Origin of the sequence: Streptomyces sp. NPDC050485 (assembly GCF_044458185.1) — a bacterium.
Lineage (GTDB): Bacteria > Actinomycetota > Actinomycetes > Streptomycetales > Streptomycetaceae > Streptomyces.
Window position 1 is genome coordinate 40,206 of sequence record NZ_JBITHR010000016.1, and the last position, 18,749, is coordinate 58,954.

At 72.3% G+C, this 18,749-nt stretch carries 18 protein-coding genes; 5 read left to right on the forward strand and 13 right to left on the reverse strand.

All coding sequences use genetic code 11. From position 1 onward, the window contains the following. Positions 1-71: 71 nt before the first annotated feature. Positions 72-1,112, reverse strand: a complete 1,041-nt coding sequence (locus ACIBK6_RS28440) for a hypothetical protein (protein WP_399054246.1) — start codon at positions 1,110-1,112, stop codon at positions 72-74. 569 nt (positions 1,113-1,681) lie between these two features. Here ACIBK6_RS28440 and ACIBK6_RS28445 point away from each other — a divergent pair. After that, complete coding sequence (locus ACIBK6_RS28445; RefSeq protein ID WP_399054247.1) at positions 1,682-2,512, forward strand: helix-turn-helix domain-containing protein; 831 nt, start codon at positions 1,682-1,684, stop codon at positions 2,510-2,512. A gap of 78 nt (positions 2,513-2,590) precedes the next feature. Here ACIBK6_RS28445 and ACIBK6_RS28450 read toward each other — a convergent pair whose 3' ends face one another. Together ACIBK6_RS28450 and ACIBK6_RS28455 are read right to left on the reverse strand one after the other, a co-directional pair. Next, positions 2,591-3,355 carry an SDR family NAD(P)-dependent oxidoreductase gene (locus tag ACIBK6_RS28450; RefSeq protein WP_366348015.1) on the reverse strand — a complete coding sequence of 255 codons (765 nt, stop codon included), beginning with the start codon at positions 3,353-3,355 and terminating at the stop codon, positions 2,591-2,593. A 209-nt stretch (positions 3,356-3,564) separates the two neighbouring features. Beyond that, positions 3,565-3,900 carry a YnfA family protein gene (locus tag ACIBK6_RS28455; protein WP_399054249.1) on the reverse strand — a complete coding sequence of 112 codons (336 nt, stop codon included), beginning with the start codon at positions 3,898-3,900 and terminating at the stop codon, positions 3,565-3,567. Positions 3,901-4,186: 286 nt separating this feature from the next. Here ACIBK6_RS28455 and ACIBK6_RS28460 point away from each other — a divergent pair, with 286 nt between their 5' ends. Continuing rightward, positions 4,187-4,753, forward strand: coding sequence for a hypothetical protein (locus ACIBK6_RS28460; RefSeq protein ID WP_399054250.1), 567 nt, complete (start codon positions 4,187-4,189; stop codon positions 4,751-4,753). An 81-nt stretch (positions 4,754-4,834) separates the two neighbouring features. On the opposite strand, the gene ACIBK6_RS28465 is transcribed toward ACIBK6_RS28460, so the two are convergent. Continuing rightward, positions 4,835-6,331, reverse strand: coding sequence for an FAD-dependent monooxygenase (locus ACIBK6_RS28465; protein WP_399054252.1), 1,497 nt, complete (start codon positions 6,329-6,331; stop codon positions 4,835-4,837). A 101-nt stretch (positions 6,332-6,432) separates the two neighbouring features. On the opposite strand from ACIBK6_RS28465, the gene ACIBK6_RS28470 reads away from it, so the two are divergent. Together ACIBK6_RS28470 and ACIBK6_RS28475 are read left to right on the forward strand one after the other, a co-directional pair. Further along, positions 6,433-7,017 (forward strand): TetR family transcriptional regulator, encoded by a 585-nt coding sequence (locus ACIBK6_RS28470; RefSeq protein ID WP_399054253.1) that lies wholly within the window; start codon positions 6,433-6,435, stop codon positions 7,015-7,017. A 136-nt stretch (positions 7,018-7,153) separates the two neighbouring features. After that, positions 7,154-7,600: a MarR family winged helix-turn-helix transcriptional regulator gene (locus tag ACIBK6_RS28475; RefSeq protein WP_399054381.1), complete on the forward strand. Its 447-nt coding sequence runs from the start codon at positions 7,154-7,156 to the stop codon at positions 7,598-7,600. Positions 7,601-7,713: 113 nt separating this feature from the next. Here ACIBK6_RS28475 and ACIBK6_RS28480 read toward each other — a convergent pair whose 3' ends face one another. Both ACIBK6_RS28480 and ACIBK6_RS28485 read right to left on the reverse strand, forming a co-directional pair. Then, a complete protein-coding gene (locus ACIBK6_RS28480; protein WP_399054254.1) occupies positions 7,714-8,469 on the reverse strand; it encodes a Mut7-C RNAse domain-containing protein in 756 nt (251 codons plus the stop codon). A 132-nt stretch (positions 8,470-8,601) separates the two neighbouring features. Beyond that, positions 8,602-9,441, reverse strand: coding sequence for an NAD(P)H-binding protein (locus ACIBK6_RS28485; protein ID WP_399054255.1), 840 nt, complete (start codon positions 9,439-9,441; stop codon positions 8,602-8,604). Between the two features lie 334 nt (positions 9,442-9,775). Here ACIBK6_RS28485 and ACIBK6_RS28490 point away from each other — a divergent pair, with 334 nt between their 5' ends. Beyond that, on the forward strand, positions 9,776-10,207 hold the full coding sequence (locus tag ACIBK6_RS28490) for a GNAT family N-acetyltransferase (RefSeq protein WP_399054256.1): 432 nt from the start codon (positions 9,776-9,778) through the stop codon (positions 10,205-10,207). Between the two features lie 49 nt (positions 10,208-10,256). On the opposite strand, the gene ACIBK6_RS28495 is transcribed toward ACIBK6_RS28490, so the two are convergent. The 7 genes from ACIBK6_RS28495 to ACIBK6_RS28525 all read right to left on the reverse strand — a co-directional run bounded on the left by ACIBK6_RS28495 (position 10,257) and on the right by ACIBK6_RS28525 (position 18,680). Further along, the gene (locus ACIBK6_RS28495; RefSeq protein ID WP_399054257.1) at positions 10,257-11,141 is read right to left on the reverse strand and encodes a DUF6597 domain-containing transcriptional factor; all 885 of its coding nucleotides are present in this window, start codon (positions 11,139-11,141) and stop codon (positions 10,257-10,259) included. Beyond that, positions 11,110-13,779, reverse strand: a complete 2,670-nt coding sequence (gene mgtA, locus ACIBK6_RS28500) for a magnesium-translocating P-type ATPase (protein WP_399054258.1) — start codon at positions 13,777-13,779, stop codon at positions 11,110-11,112. Before mgtA ends, ACIBK6_RS28495 begins: the two co-directional genes overlap by 32 nt. Further along, positions 13,763-14,116, reverse strand: coding sequence for an ArsR/SmtB family transcription factor (locus ACIBK6_RS28505; RefSeq protein WP_399054259.1), 354 nt, complete (start codon positions 14,114-14,116; stop codon positions 13,763-13,765). The genes mgtA and ACIBK6_RS28505 overlap by 17 nt, the downstream gene beginning before the upstream one ends. Before the next feature lie 67 nt (positions 14,117-14,183). Beyond that, the gene (locus tag ACIBK6_RS28510; RefSeq protein WP_399054260.1) at positions 14,184-16,130 is read right to left on the reverse strand and encodes an ABC transporter permease; all 1,947 of its coding nucleotides are present in this window, start codon (positions 16,128-16,130) and stop codon (positions 14,184-14,186) included. 235 nt (positions 16,131-16,365) lie between these two features. Continuing rightward, on the reverse strand, positions 16,366-17,178 hold the full coding sequence (gene modA, locus ACIBK6_RS28515; protein ID WP_399054382.1) for a molybdate ABC transporter substrate-binding protein: 813 nt from the start codon (positions 17,176-17,178) through the stop codon (positions 16,366-16,368). A 218-nt stretch (positions 17,179-17,396) separates the two neighbouring features. After that, positions 17,397-17,792, reverse strand: coding sequence for a molybdopterin-binding protein (locus ACIBK6_RS28520; RefSeq protein ID WP_399054261.1), 396 nt, complete (start codon positions 17,790-17,792; stop codon positions 17,397-17,399). A 450-nt stretch (positions 17,793-18,242) separates the two neighbouring features. Further along, a complete protein-coding gene (locus ACIBK6_RS28525; protein WP_399054262.1) occupies positions 18,243-18,680 on the reverse strand; it encodes a hypothetical protein in 438 nt (145 codons plus the stop codon). Positions 18,681-18,749: the final 69 nt, after the last annotated feature.

Genomic DNA, 18,749 nt, shown 5'->3' on the forward strand with positions numbered 1-18,749 from the left:
TGCGGTCGGGGGGTGCGGGGCGTTCTCCCGGGTGGGCTGGGGCGCGGGCTCTCCGGGTGGCGCCCGTTGGTTCAGGCCGTGGCCTGGTTGCGGTGGGGCGCGGGGTCGTCGATGAGGCGTTCGTCGGACAGGGCCCACTGATAGGTGAGTTCCTGGAGCGTGGACGCCCCGAACAGCTGCCGCAGCGTGTGCACCTCCTTGGACAGGCTGCGCAGCCCGATCCCGAGCCGCTGCGCCGTGAGCCGCTGCTCGATGCCCCGCGCCATGTCGCGCAGGATCTCGCGCTGGAGCAGCGTCGTACGCGTACCGGAACGCTCGGCGGTGCGGGGCGCGCCGGTCCGCGGGTCGCCGTTCCAGGGGTCGGCGCGCCGCCACCCCTCCTCGAAGACCTCGGCGATGAAGGCGACCACCGCCCGGTCCCGAACGTGCCAAGAGGCGTGGCTGGGTGCGGAGTTGACGATGTGATCGGAGATGAACGCCTGCCGGCGGTCGATGACCACACAGCGCTGGAACTGGGTGACCTGGGTACGGAACTGGGCGCCCCGGCCCGCCATAGCGGTCACGTACGCGCGGGTCACCGCGTCGTCGCGGCCGGTGTCCAGAAAGAGCGTGCGGATGCTCACCCCGCGGGCGAGCGCCGCGCCGTCCCGCTCCTCGGCGGCCGCCAGCTGCGCCGGGGTGCGCGGGCCGGCGGGCTGCGCGGTCAGGAGTTCGCCGCGGGCCTGGCCGACGGCCTGCTCGATGCGGGCGTTGACGAGTTCGGGCTCGGCCAGGAACTCCGAGCCGCGGCCCGAACGCCACTTCGCCCGATCGAAGTGCAGACTCAGCTCATCGGTGAGCTGCGGGATGCGGGCCACGTGCGCGGCCTTGGCGGCCACCCGCCGCAGCTCGTCGTCCAGGCGGCGCCGGCCCGCCTCCTGGGGGTCGAGCGCGATGGGCAGATGCGGCAGCCGCGGATCGGTGGTGACCAGACCCCACTCGGCGAGCTCCGCGAGCGCCGGGGCGTCCCGCTCCGGGTCGATGTGCTCATGGCGGGTGACCCGGCCGTAGACGTCGACGGCTTCGGGCGACAACCCACCGGCGGTGGCCGCCCAGTTGTCCGGTTCGCCCATAACTGCCCCCGTTGTGCCGCTGCGTGTGTGCGCCCGGCGTACGCGCGCACCCCGCTACCGCTTGATCCATGCATGGCCCATCAGTCAGCGTACCTGTGGGGTCTCTCCCGGCGGGTGCCTCGGCGGCCGGCCCGAAGCTGCGGGCGCCAACGCTGTGCCCGGAGGGGCCGACCGTACCCCGACCCGTCCACGAAAGGGCACGCCTCGCCAACCACCTCCCGGCCCTCGCCCCGGCCGTGATGGCCGCCGCCCTCGCCCCGCCCGCAGTGACCGCGGTGCCAGCCCCCGACGATCTCGTCCGGGGCCGTTGCGCTGTCGGCGGGCCGTGCCCCCGCTGGTCCACGCCGGTCGAACGGCGCTCTTCGACCACCCGGTGCACATCGAGGAATCGATCCGCTCCCACAATGGAACGTACGCCGAGCATTGGATGTGCACCGACAACCCGGTGTACGCCGATCACCCGGCCCGGAGCTGATGGCAGAGTCGGGACCGACAGTCGGGAGCGGCCGTTCCAACCGCGCGGCCATCGGCGAAGTTGCCGGCCGCCCGTATCCGGGGGAGAACCACAGATGGACAAGCCCGCTCTGCGCTCTCTGCTGCGCGAACGCCGTGCGCTGATCAAGCCCGAGAGCCATGGGCTGAGCAGGCCCACCCGGCAGGGACGGCGGGCGCCCGGCCTGTCGCAGGCCCAGATCGACCAGATCCTGCACCGCGCCCCGGACACCTACGGGCGTCTGGAGTCCGGCCGCTACCCCAACCCGCCCGCGGACCTGCTCCAGGACGTGGCCCGACTGCTCGGCATGAACGAGCAGGAGTGGATCGCGCTGTGGCGGTACTGCCTGGGCCAGGACCCACCGTTCCCGCTGAACTCGCAGTCCGGAGAGGAGATCCCCGGCGTGTGGCAAGAGGCCGTCGATGGCATTGGGCACATGGCGTACGTCAATGACCGCTCGTGGAACCTGCTGGCCCACAACGACCGCTGGACCGAGATGTTCCCCGACCGGCAGGTGCCGCAGAACACCATGCGGTGGATGGCGCTCGACCCCGGCGCCCGGGAGACCCTCACCGACTGGGAGCGGTCCTGGGCGCCGCTGGTGCTGCCCCAGCTGCGGGCCGCGCTGGCCGCCGACCCCGCCGACCAGACGCTGGCGCAGATCGAGAAGGAGGTCCTCGCCGACCCCCTCGCCGCCGGCATCTACAACCGGGCCAGCGCCTATCTCCACCTCGACGGCGACGAACGGCCCCTCAACCACGCGGTGCTCGGGCCCGGCTGGGTGACGATGTGCGCCGCCCAGCCGATGGCCGCGCCGGGCGCCCGCATGATCATTCTGGTCTTCCACGCGGGCGAGAAGCGTCGCCACACCCGCACACCGATGCTGCGCGCGACGCAGGTGCAGTAGTCGGGGTGGGTGCGGCCCACTGCTCCCGGGCCTTACCGAGCTGGTCCCGGGACCTTGGGCGGGGGCCCGGCTTCCCGCCTACAGCTCGCGGTGGACCTTGGTGTTGGAGGCCTGGGCACGGGGGCGGACCACCAGCAGGTCGATGTTGACGTGGCTGGGCCGGGTGACCGCCCAGGTGATGGTGTCGGCGACGTCGTCGGCGGTGAGCGGCTCGGCCACGCCCGCGTACACCTTGGCGGCCTTCTCGGTGTCGCCACGGAAGCGGGTCGTCGCGAACTCGTCCGTCTTCACCATCCCCGGCGCGATCTCGATGACCCGTACCGGGCGGCCGACGATCTCCAGGCGGAGGGTCTCGGCGAGCACGCGGGCCCCGTTCTTCGCGGCGACGTAGCCACCCCCTCCCTCGTAGGTGGCGTGGCCCGCCGTGGAGGAGAGGATGACGACCGCGCCGTCGCCCGAGGCTTCGAGTGCGGGCAGCAGGGCCTGGGTGACGTTGAGCGAGCCGATGACGTTCGTCTCGTACATCTGCCGCCAGTCGTCCGGGTTGCCGGTGGCGACCGGGTCGGCGCCCAGCGCGCCGCCCGCGTTGTTGACGAGCACCCCGATCGTGCGGAAGGCGGTGGCGAACTCGTCGACGGCGGCGCGGTCCGTCACGTCGAGCGCGTACGCCGTCGCCTGGTGGCCCGCCTCGTTGATCTCGGCGGCGAGCGCCTCGATGCGGTCCTTGCGGCGGGCGGTGAGCACCACCCGGTAGCCGGCGGCGGCGAGTCGGCGGGCCGTGGCGGCACCGATTCCGCTGCTCGCTCCGGTGACGACGGCGATCGGGGTCCCGGCGGCAGTCATGTCGTGCTCCTCGCGCGTGTGGTGACCGGCGCTGCGGTCGAGGGTGGGGCGGTTGAAGATGCCGCAGCCGAAGACGCGGCAGTCGAAGGGGTGATCGAAGCCGATATGCGGTCAGGATAGGCGGGGCGGGGCGGGCGGACTGGTCGGGACGGGCGGGGTGGGCCGTGCGGCAGGGGCGGGCCGGTGGCGCGGCGGGAGGGAGCCGACTCTTAGCGACCGCGCGGGGCGTACACGATCACGGCCATACCGGCCAGGCAGATCAGCGCGCCGGTGACGTCCCAGCGGTCGGGGCGGTAGCCGTCGGCGACCATGCCCCAGGCGAGCGAACCCGCCACGAAGACACCGCCGTACGCTGCGAGGATCCGGCCGAACTCGGCGTCCGGCTGGAGCGTCGCGACGAATCCGTAGATGCCGAGCGCGACGACTCCGGCGCCGATCCAGATCCAGCCCCGGTGCTCCCTGACGCCCTGCCAGACGAGCCACGCCCCGCCGATCTCGAACAGGGCGGCCACGACGAACAGGAGAGCTGAGCGGGCGACAAGCATGTGCCCAGGGTGGCACGGGACGGGATGGCGTTCCGGGGATATAAGGGGTGAAAGGTACCTTTCGCTCATGGTGGTTCATGTGATGAGCAGATTGAGCGGATTGAGCAGGGTCGGTGGATCGGACAGATCCGGTAGATCCGCTGGATCCAGTGACTCCAGTGGATCGAGTAGCTCCAGCGGATCCGGTCGATCTGGCGGAGCCTCTAACTCCGGCGGAGTCGGCAGGTCGGCCGGAGCCTCTAGGTCCGGCAGGTCGGGCGGTGTCGGCAGCTCCGGTGGGGTCGGCGTGTCCAGCGGGTCGGGCGAGGTCGCCGGAGCTCTGCGCCCGGCCGGGGCCCGCAGAACTCTGGCAACGGTCGCCGTCGCCGTGCTGGCGGCGGCGACGCTGATCGCCACCGGTACACCCAGCGGGGCGGCCGGCCTCAATCGTGGCGTGGAGCCAGTTCCGGGGGTGGCCGGGGGCGTCGGGACCGAGGCGGATGTGTCGTATCACGGGCACGTCTCCCTCTGGAACGGTCGGGTCGGTGTCTGGGTGGAGACCGCGAACCACGGTCCTGCGGCGGTCCCCGGTGCCACCGTGCGGCTGCGGTTCTCGGTGGCTCTCGCGGACGGCGTCACCTTGCCGCCGACCTGTCTGCGGACCGGCCCGTCGGTGGTGCAGTGCAGCACCGGTCCGATGCGGGCAGCAGGGACCGGCGTCCAACTTGCCCTGGACGCAGCGGTCGTCGGCACCCCGGCCCAGGTGACCGTCGACATCGACACCGTCTGGAGCGGCGGTCTGACCGACCGCAACCCGGTGAACAACACCCACCGCGTGCTGGCGCTTGCGACGGGCGACCCGTACACGTTCTGACCCCTGGGCGGCGAGCGGCGCGGGGGTCGGTCACGCGGGGGCCGGCCCACCCGGAACCCCGCCCCGGGCGACCGCCCGCCGTTACGCGCACCCCGTCCAGCGGGCGAGAGCCGCATCCAGGCCGGGCGCGTCCGGGCGGTCGCTCGCCCAGGCCACGTATCCGTCGGGTCGGACCAGGAGCGTGCTGCGGCGCCCGCTCTTCCAATGTGCGCGTATCGCCCCCGACGGTGCTGCCACGTCGCCGTCCCGCGGCGTCACCAGGACGAACTCGCCCCGCCGCAGCACCTCGTAGAGGCGGCCCTCCGCAAGGTCCAGGTCGGGGGCGCGCTTTCCGGCCAGCGGGTGGGATCCGCGCTCCGCGTGGTACGAGACGCCGAGGCCGCTGATCATTGCGATGGCCCGGTCGGAGGCGGGCCGTACGGCGTTGAGGAAGCGGGTGAACAGTGAACGGGCCGCCCGTTGCAGCGGGTTGTGGGCCATGGCGAGCCGCACGAGGGAGCCGCTGCTGCGCAGCACCATCGCGCCGACGGGGTGGCGCTCCGCCTGGTAGCTGTCGAGGAGGGCCTCGGCATCGGCGGTGCGGTCGCGCAGCACGGCGGCGAGCTTCCAGGAGAGGTTCGCGGCGTCCTGGAGGCCGGTGTTCATGCCCTGGCCACCGGCGGGGGAGTGGACGTGCGCGGCGTCCCCGGCGAGGAAGACCCGGCCGGCCCGGTAGGCGGGAGCCTGGCGCTCGTCGCTGTGGAACCGGGAGATCCAACGGGCGTCATGCATCCCGTAGTCGGAGCCGAGGGCCTCGCGGGCGATCGTGCGGACTTCATCGAGGTCGACGGGCGCGGTGTCGGGGACCTGGCGCTTCCGGTTCCAGCCCATGACTCGGTAGTAGCCGTCGCCGAAGGGGGCGATGAACGCGAAGGAATCCCCCGAGCCGTTGACGGTGAGCAGCCCCTCCGGCTCCTCGGCGAGCCGCACGTCAGCCAGCACGATCGAGCGGATCACGGACACTCCGGGGAACGGGAGGCCGAGCGCCTCGCGGACGCGGCTGCGCACTCCGTCGGTCCCGACGAGATAGCGGGCCCGGACCGTGGCGGGCCGTGCGGTGGCGGTGTCGCGCAGCTCGGCGGTCACCCCCTCGGTGTCCTGCTGGAGGCTCAACAGCTCGGTGCCGTAACGGAATTCGGCCCCGGCGGACAGCGCGCGCTGCTCCAGCACGTGCTCCACCTCGTACTGCGGGGTGATCAGCACGTACGGGAATCGCGAGCGCAGCCGGGTCAGGTCGAGGGAGAGGCGGCCGAACAGCCGCAGGTGGTCGATCGTCCTGCCTCGCTTGACCAGTTCGTCGGCCAGGCCGCGGGCGTCGAGCATTTCCAGCGTGCGCGCGTGGACGGCGAAGGCGCGCGTCATGTTGCTGACCCCGTGCGCACGGCGCTCGACGACCGTGACGTTCAGCCCCGCTGCGGCGAGGTCGCCCGCGAGGAGCAGCCCGGTCGGGCCCGAGCCCACGACGAGGACATCGGTGGTGAAGGTGTCTTCGGGGCCGGTGGAGCGGGTGGAGCCGGTCGAGCTGGTGGTGCCGTTCATGGCTGCCTCCTCGGTGCCAACGCTTGTTGGTCAACGCTTGTTGGCAAATGTAGAACCCTCGGGAGTGGCATGTCAACACTTGTTGGCCTACAGTTGTTGGCATGACGACCGAAGCCCCCGCCGGAGGCCCCCGCCGCACCTCCGGAGCCACCAAGGCCGCGATCCTCGAAGCCGCGCGCGAGCGCTTCGCGGCCGATGGCTACGAGCGCGCGACCATCCGGGCCATCGCCCGCGACGCGGGGATCGACCCGTCGATGGTGATGCGCTACTACGGGAACAAGGAGGGTCTGTTCGCCGCCGCCTCCGAGATCGACCTGCGCATGCCGGAGCTGGGGGGGCTGCCGGGCAAGCACATCGGCGCCGTGCTCGTCGCGCACTTCCTCGACCGCTGGGAGGCCGACGACGTGCTCACCGCGCTGCTCCGGGTCGGAGTCACCAACGCGGCGGGCGCCGAGCGGGTGCAGCTGGTGCTCGCCGAGCAGCTGGTCCCGCTCGCCGCCGGCGTCTGCCCCGACCCGGCCGACGCCCCGCGCCGGGCCGCACTGGCCGCCTCGCAGATACTCGGCATGGCGATGGCCCGCTATGTGCTGCGCTTCCCGCCCGCGGTCGCGATGGCCCGCGAGGAGGTGATCGCCTGGCTGGCTCCCACGATCCAGCGCTACCTCACAGCCGAAACAGCCGGCTAGCCCCGCCGCGCGCAGGCCCCCGCCCGGCGCAGGCCACGCCGCGCGCTGCCCTCGCGCGAGTCCTGCGCCGTACACTTTCTGCATGGCACAGAAGAAAACCGGCCAGGATCGGGAGCACACCGACCGGGCCGGGCTGATGCGGGACCTGGGTGTCGTGTCGCGCCGCTACATGGCCTCGTACGTGCTCTTCAACCAGGCCCTGGCCGACTGTCTGGAGCTGCACCCGACGGATCTCCAGTGCCTCAATCTGCTGGGCCTCGAAGCCGGGCCCGTCACCACGGGCCGGATCGCCGAACTGACCGGGCTCACCACCGGTTCCGCGACCCGGCTCGCGGACCGCCTGGAGAAGGCCGGATATGTGACGCGGCGCCGGTGCACCGAGGACCGCAGGAAGGTGCTCGTGGAGCTCGTGCCCGAGCGGATGGCGGAGTTCGGCAAGGTCTGGGGCCGGCTCAACGGTGCCTGGTGGGAGATGTTCGACGGGTACGAGGACGACGAGATCGCGCTCATCGCGAGGCACATGCGCCGGACCATGGAGCTCAGCACCAGCCAGATCGAACGCCTCAGGAGTGGCGAGTTCTGACGTACGGAAGCGCGTCGGCCCGGGGTTTGGAGCCTGTGTCAAAACCCGCCCGGGTCCGCGGCGTGATCCGGGCGGGGCCCAGGCGCAGGCTCTCACCACCCAGGCGCAGGCTCTTATCCGGCCCGGTCCGCCGGGCATGCTCCGGCCGCGCCGAACTCCCGGACCGCGTCGTCGACGATCGCCTCCAGGCCGGCGTGGTGGGCGCCGCGCCAGTACACGCGCTCGCAAGCGGTGCACTCGGCGAACACCTCGTACGTGGTGCGGGTGCCGTGTTCCAGGCGGTCGCCCACCGAGTCCTTGTCCGCCTTCCGCAGCGGCGCGTTGCAGGCGGTGCAGCGGGTCCAGGGCGCGAGGGCGGGCGCGAACCTGCCCAGTACGTCCCGGAGTTGCTCCGCGGGGCGGTGGCTGTAGACGTACGCCCCGGCCCACAGCTCCCTGCGGTGCAGCAGCCCCCGGTCCCGGGACAGCATGACGCGCTGTTCCCGCGCGGAGAGCGCGGCGAGTGCCGGGTCGCCGATGTCCTCGCTCTCGTACGCCGCGTCGACGCCGAGCAGCCTCAACCGCCGGGCCAGCGTGCCGAGATGGACATCGAGCAGGAAGCGGAGCGGAGCCCCCGGGACCTGCTGCGGGCGCTCGACGGCGCGTACCTCGATGGACTCTCCGGCGGCCGGAATGTGGGAGACCGTGACCTCGCGGCCGTCCGCGAGCAGTCGGCCGACCTCGGTGAGCGGGACACCCAGCGATTCCACGACGTGGCCGAGGGTGGACGCGCCGTCGGTCACGACGGCGCTGCGCCCCTGGCGGCGCTTCGTCGGAACGAAAAGCCGCAGCTCAGGGGCGAAGTCGAGGTGGATCTCCGGTCCGTTCACGCCGTCAGGATCGCATTGGTACGGGTGTGGGGACCAGGGATTTCGGGGCGCGCCCCGGCGCTCGCGCCGGAGCACCGGGGGCACGGAGCCTCCGGCGCGAGCACCGGTATTCGCCGGAGGCGCTTCGGTGGATCAGGGGCGGAAGGCGTCCGCGTTCTCGCCGGCCCAGGCCGCGAAGGTGCGGGCCGGGTGGCCGGTGAGCTCTTCGACGGCGGTGGTGACGGTGTCGGGGCGCCCCTCGCTGGCGGCGAAGTAGCTGAGCAGCGAGTCGGCCACGCTCGGAGGTATGTACTCGGCCATCGACTCCTTCCAGGCCTCGCCGGTCACGGTGTTCACGGTGATCGGCCGGCCGGCCGCCTCGGCTAGCGCCGCGACCTGCTCGGCGGCGCTGTGGGAGGCGGGACCGGTGAGGTGGTAGGCGCGGCCGCGCAGTTCGGGAGTGGTGAGGACGGCGAGCGCGGCCTCCGCGATGTCCGCCTCGTGGATGGGGCTGGACTGGGCCTCGGGGTAGGGGAGGTCCACGGTGCTGGTCGACTTGATCGCCCAGGACCAGCCCAGAGCGTTGCCCGCGAAGGCGCCCGGCCGCAGGAAAGTCGACTCGATGGCGGACGTTTCGAGGGCGCGCTCGACGCCGCTGTGCATCGCCGCGATGGCGTTGGTGTCGGCGTCGGGCTGGAGGACGGAGCTGGAGGAGAGCAGCACGATGTGCTGGACTCCGGCGGCCTTCGCCGCGGCGAGGAACGCCTCGATGTGCTTCGGGTTGGCGTAGAGGAAGACCGACTTGACGCCGGCCAGGGCGGCCGGGAAGGTCGCCGGCTCGTCGAGGTCGCAGACGACGCGGTCCACGCCGTCCGGGAGGGTCAGCTTGTCGGGGCTCGCGGAGGCCGCGCGAACGCTGAGACCGCGCTCGCGCAGCAGCGGGATGAGGGTTGTGGCGACCTTGCCTCGGCTGCCGGTGATGAGAACCGTCATGGTGGAAATACCCTTCGGGAAAAGGAAGTTGATGCCCTGCAGCAGGGTTGACGCGCAGAGAACGAGCGTACGTCGCGGTCTGCCTTCGGGGGGCTGAAGCGGCGCGGGCCCGGTCGGCGGGCGCGGCCGCGAGGGGTGCGGCTTGCGGGCGCGGGCAGGCGGGCGGCTTCCGGTGGCTCGGCGCCCTGGACATTATCCTGCATCGTACAGAATCTGCGTTGCGCAGATAAATATGGGCGACTGCGCGCCTGCCCGTCAAGGGGGTTTTGAGCCGCCCGGCACGTGCAGCGGACCGGGCGGGGGCTGTCGGGGTGGCGGCATCTACCCTTCCCGCATGAAGATCACCGACCTTGAGCCGGGCGACCGGCGTCTGACGGACGACCTGCTGCCGGTGCTCCGCGAACTCCGCCCGCACCTCACTGAGGAGCTCTTCGCCGAGATCTACGGGGAGGGGCACGGCCAGGGGCTGCGCTTCACCGCCGCGTACGGCGACGACGGGGTGTGCGTCGGCGCCGCCGGGTGGCGGATCGTCGTCAACACCAGCGCGGTCCGGAGCCTGTACGTGGACGACCTGGTCACCGCCGCCACGGCCCGCTCCACCGGGGTGGGACACGCACTCCTCGCGCACCTGGAGAGCCGCGCGCGGGCGGCCGGCTGCATCTCCCTCGGCCTCGACTCGGGAACCCACCGCACCGACGCGCACCGCTTCTACTTCCGCGAGCGCATGGCGGTGACGGCCTTCAACTTCTACAAGCGGCTCGACTGAGCAGCTGCCCAGGGTGGCGGGCGGAGGCCGCGGGTTCGCTGTCAACTCGTCACGGACTGTGTCGTTCATGTCCAGAACTGTAGGCGTCGGGTCTGACAACGGCCCCTGACCAGGGGCGGAAGGCCGCTGGGCGCAGTGCCGAGGGCGGTGCGCCCAACGTCGCCGTGAAGTCCCGTACCAGATGGGCCTGGTCGGCGTAGCCCAGCTCGTCGGCCAGCCGGGTCCAGTCGACGATGGCGGCGGACTCGGCGTGTTCGAGGGCCTCATGGATGCGGTAGCGCAGGACGACCCATTTCGGGCCGACGCCCACGCAGGCCGCGAAGAGGCGTTGCAGGGACCGGGCGGACAGCCCTGCTTCACGGGCGAGCGCGTCGACCCGGCGCACCGTCCGGTCGTGGCGGATGCGGTCGACCAGCTCCATCGCGAGCTCCGCCTGCGGATCGGGCCGCGGATCGAGGCCCAGCAGAAAGCCGTCGAGCGCCGCCACCCGGTCCTCGTCCCGGTCCGGCGAGAGCACCGCTGCGGGGTCGGCGGCCGGGAACACCGGGTCCGCGAGGATCACCCGGTCCGTCCACTCCGACACGGGGAAGACGGGCGCGAACGGCCGGAACCCGCCCGGCCGGAACTGGATTCCGCACACCCGTCCACGGCCCGACAGCTTCCGCGTGGCCAGGGAGAGGCCGACCCCCGACAGTTCCAGGAAGTCGGGGCGCCCGTCGTCGTACCGCTGGAAGACCAGGTTGACGGAGGGGTGCGGCACCACGTGTGAGGCGTACGGCTGCGGCAGATCCCAGTCGATCAGCCAGTAGTGCTCCAGGTACGGGCGCAGCGCGGGCGCCGGTTCGTGGCGGCGGAACCGTACGTGCGTGAAGAGGTCGGCGGCGTCGACGATGCCCCGGGTGTCACGGCGTGGTCCGGGGTTGTGCGCTGCCATGGGGCGATCCTACGGAGTCGTCGTCTCCTACGGAGTGCCGCTGCGCCGGGCCCGATCGGTCGAACCAGTACAACGCCCCCGCATACAGGGCGAGCACCAGGGTGAGCAGCGGGTAGTACGCCAGGGGCAGCGCGGCCATGCCGATCAGCGGCCCCAGGGGCGAGAGCGGGAGCAGCAGACCGGTCAGCGCGAGGAGACCGGCGGTGACCGGGACCCCGCCGCCGCGTCCGGTGCGCAGCAGGACCATCACCAGGGCCTGGGTCAGCAGGTTCTCCGTGAACCAGCCCGCGTGGAAGGCGGTTTCGGCCCGGGTGTGGCTCACCGCCCAGACGAGCACCGCGAAGGTCGCGAGGTCGGCGGCGGCGTTCAGGACGCCGAACCCCGTGACGGAGGCGAGGACTTCGCTCGGGCGCAGCTTCAGCGGGCGGCGCAGCGCCCCGGCCTGCGGGCGGTCGTACGCGAAGGCCAGCTGGGCGGCGTCGAAACACAGGTTCTGGACCAGGACCTGGGACGGCAGCATCGGCAGGAACGGCAGCAGCAGACCGGCGGTCAGCATCGCGATGACGTTGCCGAGGTTTGAGGAGAGAGTGATCCGCAAATAGGTCGCGATGGTGGCGCCGCTGCTGCGGCCCGCCATGATGGCGTGGTCGAGCGAGGTCAGATCCTTCGCCGCGAGGACGACGTCGGCCGTCTCGCGGGCCACGTCCACCGCCTCGGGCGGGCAGATGCCGACATCGGAGGCGCGCAGCGCGGGCAGGTCGTTGACGCCGTCGCCGAGGAAGCCGGTGACATGTCCGCGCTCGCGCAGGACCCGTACGATCCGGGCCTTGTGCTCGGGGGAGCAGCGGGCGAAGACAGTACTGCTGTCGGCGAGTTCGCCCAGTTCGGCGTCGGTCAGGGCGTCGAAGGAGGCGGCGGTGACGACCTCGCCCGGCGCCAGGCCGAGTTCGCGGCAGGCGCGGGCGGCCGTGCCGGGGTGGTCGCCGGTCAGCACCTTCACGGCGACCCCGCTGCGGGTGAGCGCCGCGAGCGCGTCGGCCGCCGTCTCCGCTGTCGCGTCGCGCAGTCCGACCAGGCCCTGGAGGGTCAGCCCGCGCTCGTCGGCGGTGGTGTACGGGCGCGCGGCGGCGGGCCGTTCGGCGAGCGCCACCGCGAGGACGCGCAGCCCGTCCGCGGCGAGCCGGTCCGCGAGCGCGACCGCCCGCTCCCGCTCGTCGGCGGTGAGCACGCACCGGTCCAGTACGTCCTCCACGCCGCCCTTGACCACCAGGGTGTGGCGGCCGAGCCGGTGCGGGGTTCGGACGACGGCGGTGGAGAGACGGCGTACGGGATCGAAGGGAAGGGCGGTGACGGCGTCGTACTCCAGGGCGTCGAGGCCCTCGGGGAAGTGTTCCTCCGCGGCGTCCAGGAGAGCCGCGTCGAGGGCGTCGGCGGTGGGCAGTTCGGCGAGCTGCAAGGTCCACAGGCTGTTGACGGCGGCCCAGTGCAGTACGGAGTCGTCGGGCGCGCCGGACGTGTCGAGCGCGCAGTCCAGGACCGGCCGGTCCTGGGTCAGGGTGCCCGTCTTGTCCAGGCAGACGACATCGACGGCACCCAGGTCGTGCAGCGCGGGCAGCCGCTTGACGATCACCTGGTGGGTGCGGGCCAGCGCGGACGCGCCGCGGGCCAGCGTGGTCGTCACGATCACGGGAAGCATCTCGGGCGTGAGCCCGACCGCCACCGCCACCGCGAACGGCAGCGTCTCCAGGCCGCGGCCGCGCAGGGCCGCGTTGGCCATCAGGACCAGCGGCGGAGTGAGCAGCATGAAACGGATCAGGATCCAGGAGATGCCGTACACCGACCGGTCGAAAGCGGTCGTGCGGCGATCGTTCCCCGGCAACTTGTCGCTCGTCGCGAACCGGGCGCCCGCGCCGGTCGCGATCACCACACCGGTGCCGCTGCCGGAGGCCACACTGCTGCCCTGGAAGCAGACCTCGGGCCGGTCGAAGTCCTGCACGTCGAGCGGCCGCTCGCGCGATGCGGCGGACGGCAGGGCATCCGCCGCGTCCGGCGCGGGCTCGTCCACCGGGTATTTGGGCACCGGCGCGGACTCCCCGGTCAGCGCGGCCTGATGCATCGTCAGTCCGGTGGCCCGCAGCAGCCGCAGGTCCGCCGGTACGAGATCGCCAGGAGCCAGCCGCACCACATCGCCTGGCACCACCTGGTCCACGGGGATCTCCCGCGACACCGGCACCGCGGCCTCGTCCGCCCTGCGCAGCACGGTCGCGGTGCTCGCCACCAACTCCCGCAGCCCCGCCGCCGAACGGTCCGCGCGGTGCTCACCGGCCGCCCGCAGCGCACAACTCACCACCACCAGCACCGCGATGACCGCGGCCGTGGCCCAGGCGGCGACCGCCGCGGAGACCAGCGCCAGGCAGGCGAGGACCGCGGTGAACGGGTCGCGGAGACTGCGGAGAAAAATGATCGGCAGGGACGGAACTCGGCGCGTGGGCAGGACGTTCTCCCCATACCGCACGAGTCGTTCCTCGGCTTCGGACTCCACCAGTCCCCGTGGCCCCGAGCCCAGCGAACGCAGCAGCTGCAAAGGAGTGCTCCTTGACAACTGCAGAGAAGAGATCCGCTCAGGCGCCCAGGTCACGGACGAGTCCCGACGGTCCCGGCAACCTCACGCCCTCGCCCAGCCGGGCGACCAGCCAGCACACCATCTGAGCCACATCGGGATCGTCGACGAAGTAGACGACCCGGCGACCCTCCCGCCGGGACCGGACGAGCCCCGCGAGTTTCAGCTTCGCCAAATGCTGACTGACGGCCGGCAGCGCACCGCCGACCCTCTCGGCCAGCCCCGACACATCGGACTCGCCATGGCTCAGCACCCACACGATGTGCAGCCGCGCGGGCGAGGCAAGGAGTCCGAAGACCCCCGCTGCCTCGCCGAGCACCTCGGCCGACGGGTCGGTGTCCGTCTTCGTCACCATCGCCTCCCGTCTCCTCGGTGTGGTGGCTGTTCCTGTCGCCCCGGGCAGCCAGTCTAGGGGTGACCGCTCACAGCGACACGAGGGTTACCTCGGTCGCCTTCACGCTCGACCACACGGCCGCACCCTCCACCAGGCCCAGCTCCGCGGCGGCCTCCGGGGTGATTTCCGCGATCAGGTCGGGCGACTCGGCGGACCCGATGAGTACCCGCAGCCGGCTCCCGCTCGCCGTGATCTCCCGCACAGTGCCGGGCCAGACATTACGGGGGCTGCCATCGGGACGCTTGCGGTGCACGGACACCGACTCCGGCGCGATGATCGCCAACGCCCGGCTGCCCTGGGGCAGTTGCTCGGCCGCCACGATCCGCCCGCCGCCGGCCAGCGCGAGTCCGTCGCCGCTGGCCTCCCCGGCCCAGGCGTTGCGCCCCAGCATCCGGGCCACCCAGGGGGAGCGCGGATGCCGGGTGACCTCGGCGGGCGGCGCGTCCTGAAGGGTGCGCCCGGCATCCAGTACGAGGACGCGATCGGCAAGCGAGAGCGCCTCGACCGGATCGTGGGTCACGATCAGGCAGACCCCGCCGAAGCCGTCGAGATGGGTGCGCAGCGTGTGGCGGACGTGCGCGCGGGTCGTCTGGTCGAGCGCCGCGAGCGGCTCGTCCAGGAGCAGCAGCCGGGGGCGGGCGGCGAGCGCCCTCGCCAGGGCGACGCGCTGCGCCTGGCCGCCCGAGAGCTGGGCGGGCCTGCGCTGGGCGAGGTGGCCGACGCCGAGACGGTCCAGCCAGCGCTGGGCGGCGGCGCGGGCCTCGGCGCGGGGGACGCGCTGGGCGCGCAGCCCGTACGCCGTGTTGGCGAGCGCGCTCAGATGCGGGAACAGCGCACCGTCCTGGGGGACCCAGGCGACCCCGCGCTTGTGCGGCGGCAGCGCGGTGACATCGAGGTCGCCGAGGCGCAGTGCGGCGTGGGCGCGCGGGGTGAGTCCGAGCAGGGCGCGCAGCAGGGTGGTCTTTCCGGCGCCGTTCTCACCGACGACCGCGACGGTGGTGCCGGGTTCGGCATCGAGGGTCAGCTCATTGAAGCCGGAGATGTCGGCGTGCAGTCCCCAACTGGGCGTCGGCTCGGCCGGATTGAGGTCCGCCGCTGGCTCCGGCTGCCCCGGGACGGAATCCGCCGGGGGGTCCGGGAGCGCGGGAGCGGCAGGTGCCTCGCCCCGTAGTGCGGCGGGGCCGGCCCAGCGGCCGCGCAGGGTCACGAGTACGGCCATGGCGATGGCCAGCAGGAGCAGGGAGACGGAGGTCGCGGCCTGGGGGGAGTCCTGGAGGAGGAGGTAGACCTGGAGTGGCAGGGTCTGCGTGGTGCCGGGGAGGTTGCCGGCGAAGGTGATCGTCGCGCCGAACTCGCCGAGCGCACGGGCCCAGGTGAGCGCCGCGCCGGCGGCGAGGCCCGGCGCGACCATGGGCACGGTCACGGTGAGGAAGACCCGCAGTGGGGAGGCGCCGAGCGAGGCGGCGGTCTCCTCGTAACGCGGCCGCAGTCCGCCGAGCGCGCCTTCCAGGCTGATCACCAGGAACGGCATGGCGACGAAGGTGGCGGCGACCACCGCGCCGGACGTGTGGAAGGGGAGGGTGATGCCGAAGGCGCCCTCCAGCCAGGGGCCGAGCAGCCCGCGCCGCCCGAAGCCGAGCAGCAGCGCGACACCGCCCACCGTCGGCGGCAGCACCATCGGCAGCAGGACGAGCGAGCGCACCAGGGCCTTGCCGGGGAAGTCGACCCGGGCGAGCAGCCAGGCCAGGGGCACACCGAGGAGAAGGGAGAGTCCGAGTGCCCAGAAGGAGACGACCAGCGAGAGCCGCAGGGCTTCGGTGACGTCGGGGCTGGTCAGGTGGGTGCCGAGTTCGCCCCACGAGGTCCGGGCCAGGATGGCGAGCAGCGGCATCAGCAGGAACGCGATGGCGAGCAGCGCGGGCACGGCCAGTGCGACGGGTGTGCGCGGGCGGGTGCGGGTGCGGCTGCGAGTCATGACTGGCCCCGGTGTCCTGATGGCTACGGCGTCCTGATGGTTACGGCGACTCGGTGGTGATGGCGGTGTCCTGACGGCCACGAGGTTGTGGTGGTCACGGTGTTCTGATGGCTACGAGGCCGTGGTGGCCACGGTGTCCTGACGGCCATGAGGTCCTGGCGGTCACGGCGTCCTGATCGTCATGGGGTCTGCCCGTCCCCCCGTGAACGGGCAGACCCCATAAGGGAGTTGTGGCTTACGGCTGCTGGAATCCGGCGCCCTGGAGGATCTTCTGCGCCTCGGGGGAGGACAGCCACTTCACGAACGCGGCGGCGGCATCGGCGTTCTTCGAGGCCTTGAGGGTAGCGGCCGGGTACTTGGCGACGGCGTTCTGTGCGTCCGGGATGTCGACCTCGGCGACCTTGCCCTTCGCGGAGGCGGCGTCGGTCTTGTAGACGATGCCCGCGTCGGCCTCGCCCAGCTCGACCTTGCTGAGTACGGCGCGGACGCTCGCCTCCTGGGAGACCGGCTTGACCGTGATCTTCTGGGCGTCGAGGACCTGCTTGCTGTAGCGGCCGACCGGCACCTCGGGGGCGGCGAGGACGACCTTCAGGTTGGTGTCGGCCAGGTTCTTGAGGCCTTCGACCTTCTTCGGGTTGCCCTTGCCGGTCGCGATGACCAGACGGTTCTTGGCGATGACCGACGGGCTGCCGGTGTCCGCCTTGAGGCCGTCCATGGTCTTGGTGTCGGCCGTGACCAGCGCGTCGGCGGGGGCGCCCTGCTTCACCTGGGCGGCGAGCTCCTGCGAGCCCGCGAAGGAGAACTTCACCTTGGTGCCGGGGTGCTCCTTCTCGTAGGCCGCGCCCGCCGTCTTGAAGACGTCGGTGAGCGAGGCCGCGGCGAGGACGGTGAGCTGCGCCTTCGGCGCCGAGGCGGAACTGTCGGACGGGGCTGCGGTCTTGGCGCTGCCACCGGACTTGTCGCTGCCGCAGGCCGCGGCCAGCGGAATGAGCAGGGCGGCGGAGACGACGGCCGCGGCGGCGCGGCGGCGCTTGGTGCTGAGGGCCATGACAGACATGGGTGGAGCTCCTTCGGATGCTTGTCGAGCCGCGCCGGAGGTGAGGGGTTCCCCGCTTGCAGTCATGGGAGAGCTGGGGGGGGAAGGGCGACGCCGCGGGGACGTACGTTAGTGGCCTTGGTTCGGCCTGGGAGGGATGTCGGGCGGGGCGTGGGCGCGGGTTGCGACGCCCCGCACGGCACCCGCCGGGTACCTCTGGATGTGGTCGATCAGGTGCGGTCGATGTGCACGCTGGTGGACTTCACCCGCGCGGTGGCCTGCATGCCCACCTCCAGACCCAGTTCCTCGACGGCCTCCCGGGTCAGGAGGGAGACCAGCCGGTGCGGACCGGCCTGGATCTCGACCTGGGCCGCGACATCGCCGAGCTTGACGGCGGTGACGATGCCGGGGAAGGCGTTGCGGGCGGAGGTGTAGGGCTCCTCCTCCTCGCCATTGGGGGACTGGCCGACCTCGATGGAGAAGGCGGCCAGATCCTGCCCGTCGATGAGTCGGCGACCGGTTTCGTCGCGATGGGTCGTGACGCGGCCGCCGTCGGCCCAGCGGCGCACGGTGTCGGGACTGACGCCGAGCAGACGCGCTGCCTGGCCGATGGTGTAGGACTGCATGCGCGACAAGATAAGCGGCCGGAGCTCGCATATACAAAGGGCCTGTCCGAAGGTACGTCGCAGATGCGAAGCCAAGTGGACGAAGGTCCAAGCGATGCGCGGGCGACCCGGAGCCCGGCTCAGGGAGCCGCGCCGAATAAGCCAGCCGTGAGAGAACCCGGCCCTCACGGCCCCGGCCCTGCCCTGCGGACTCGGCCCCGCAGGTCGGCCCGCACATCGGCCGGGCGGGTCGGCTCGTCGGCCCCGGCCCCGCAGATCGCCCCGGCAGCCCCCGCACGGCGGGCTCGTCCCCACAGGTCGGCGTCCCCAAGGCTGCCCCCGCGCCTTGGCCCTGTTGACCCCGGCAGCCCGGCCGAAGCCCCTGCCCCGCACCGGCCCCCGCACCCGAACCCCGGCCCCGCCCCGCGAACCCCGGCCCGTATCCGGGCCCAGGGCAGGCGCTTCAGGTGGTCAGGGCCAGACCAGGCAGTAAGCCTGGTGCCCCGCATCGTGCAGGCGATGGCTGAAATCCTGCCATTCGTGCAGGAGTTGGTAGACGTTGAAGGCGTCGCGGGGGCCGCCGCGGTCCGGGACTGTGGACCAGATGAAGGCGGCGGCGCCGACCGACTCCTCGCCGACGCCGCGCAGCGGGTCGACGACCGTCATGGGGAGCTTGACCACCGCGTAGTCGGGGTGCAGGACGACCAGTTCCAGAGGCGGGACCTTGTGCAGCGGTATGCCCTGGATGCCGGTGAGGACCATCGCGGCCACCGTCTCCGGCTTGATCTTGGTGAACATGCCGCCCATGCCCAGCTCGTCGCCGCCGAGTTCCTCGGGGCGCATGGTGACGGGCACCCGGGCGGCCGTGGCGCCGTCGGGGGCGCCGAAGTACTTATAGGTCACCCCCATCCGGCCACTCCCGTTCCCCGCCCCTGCGCCGCCCGCGACCCGTTCGATCCGGTCCTGGGCGTCGCGTCG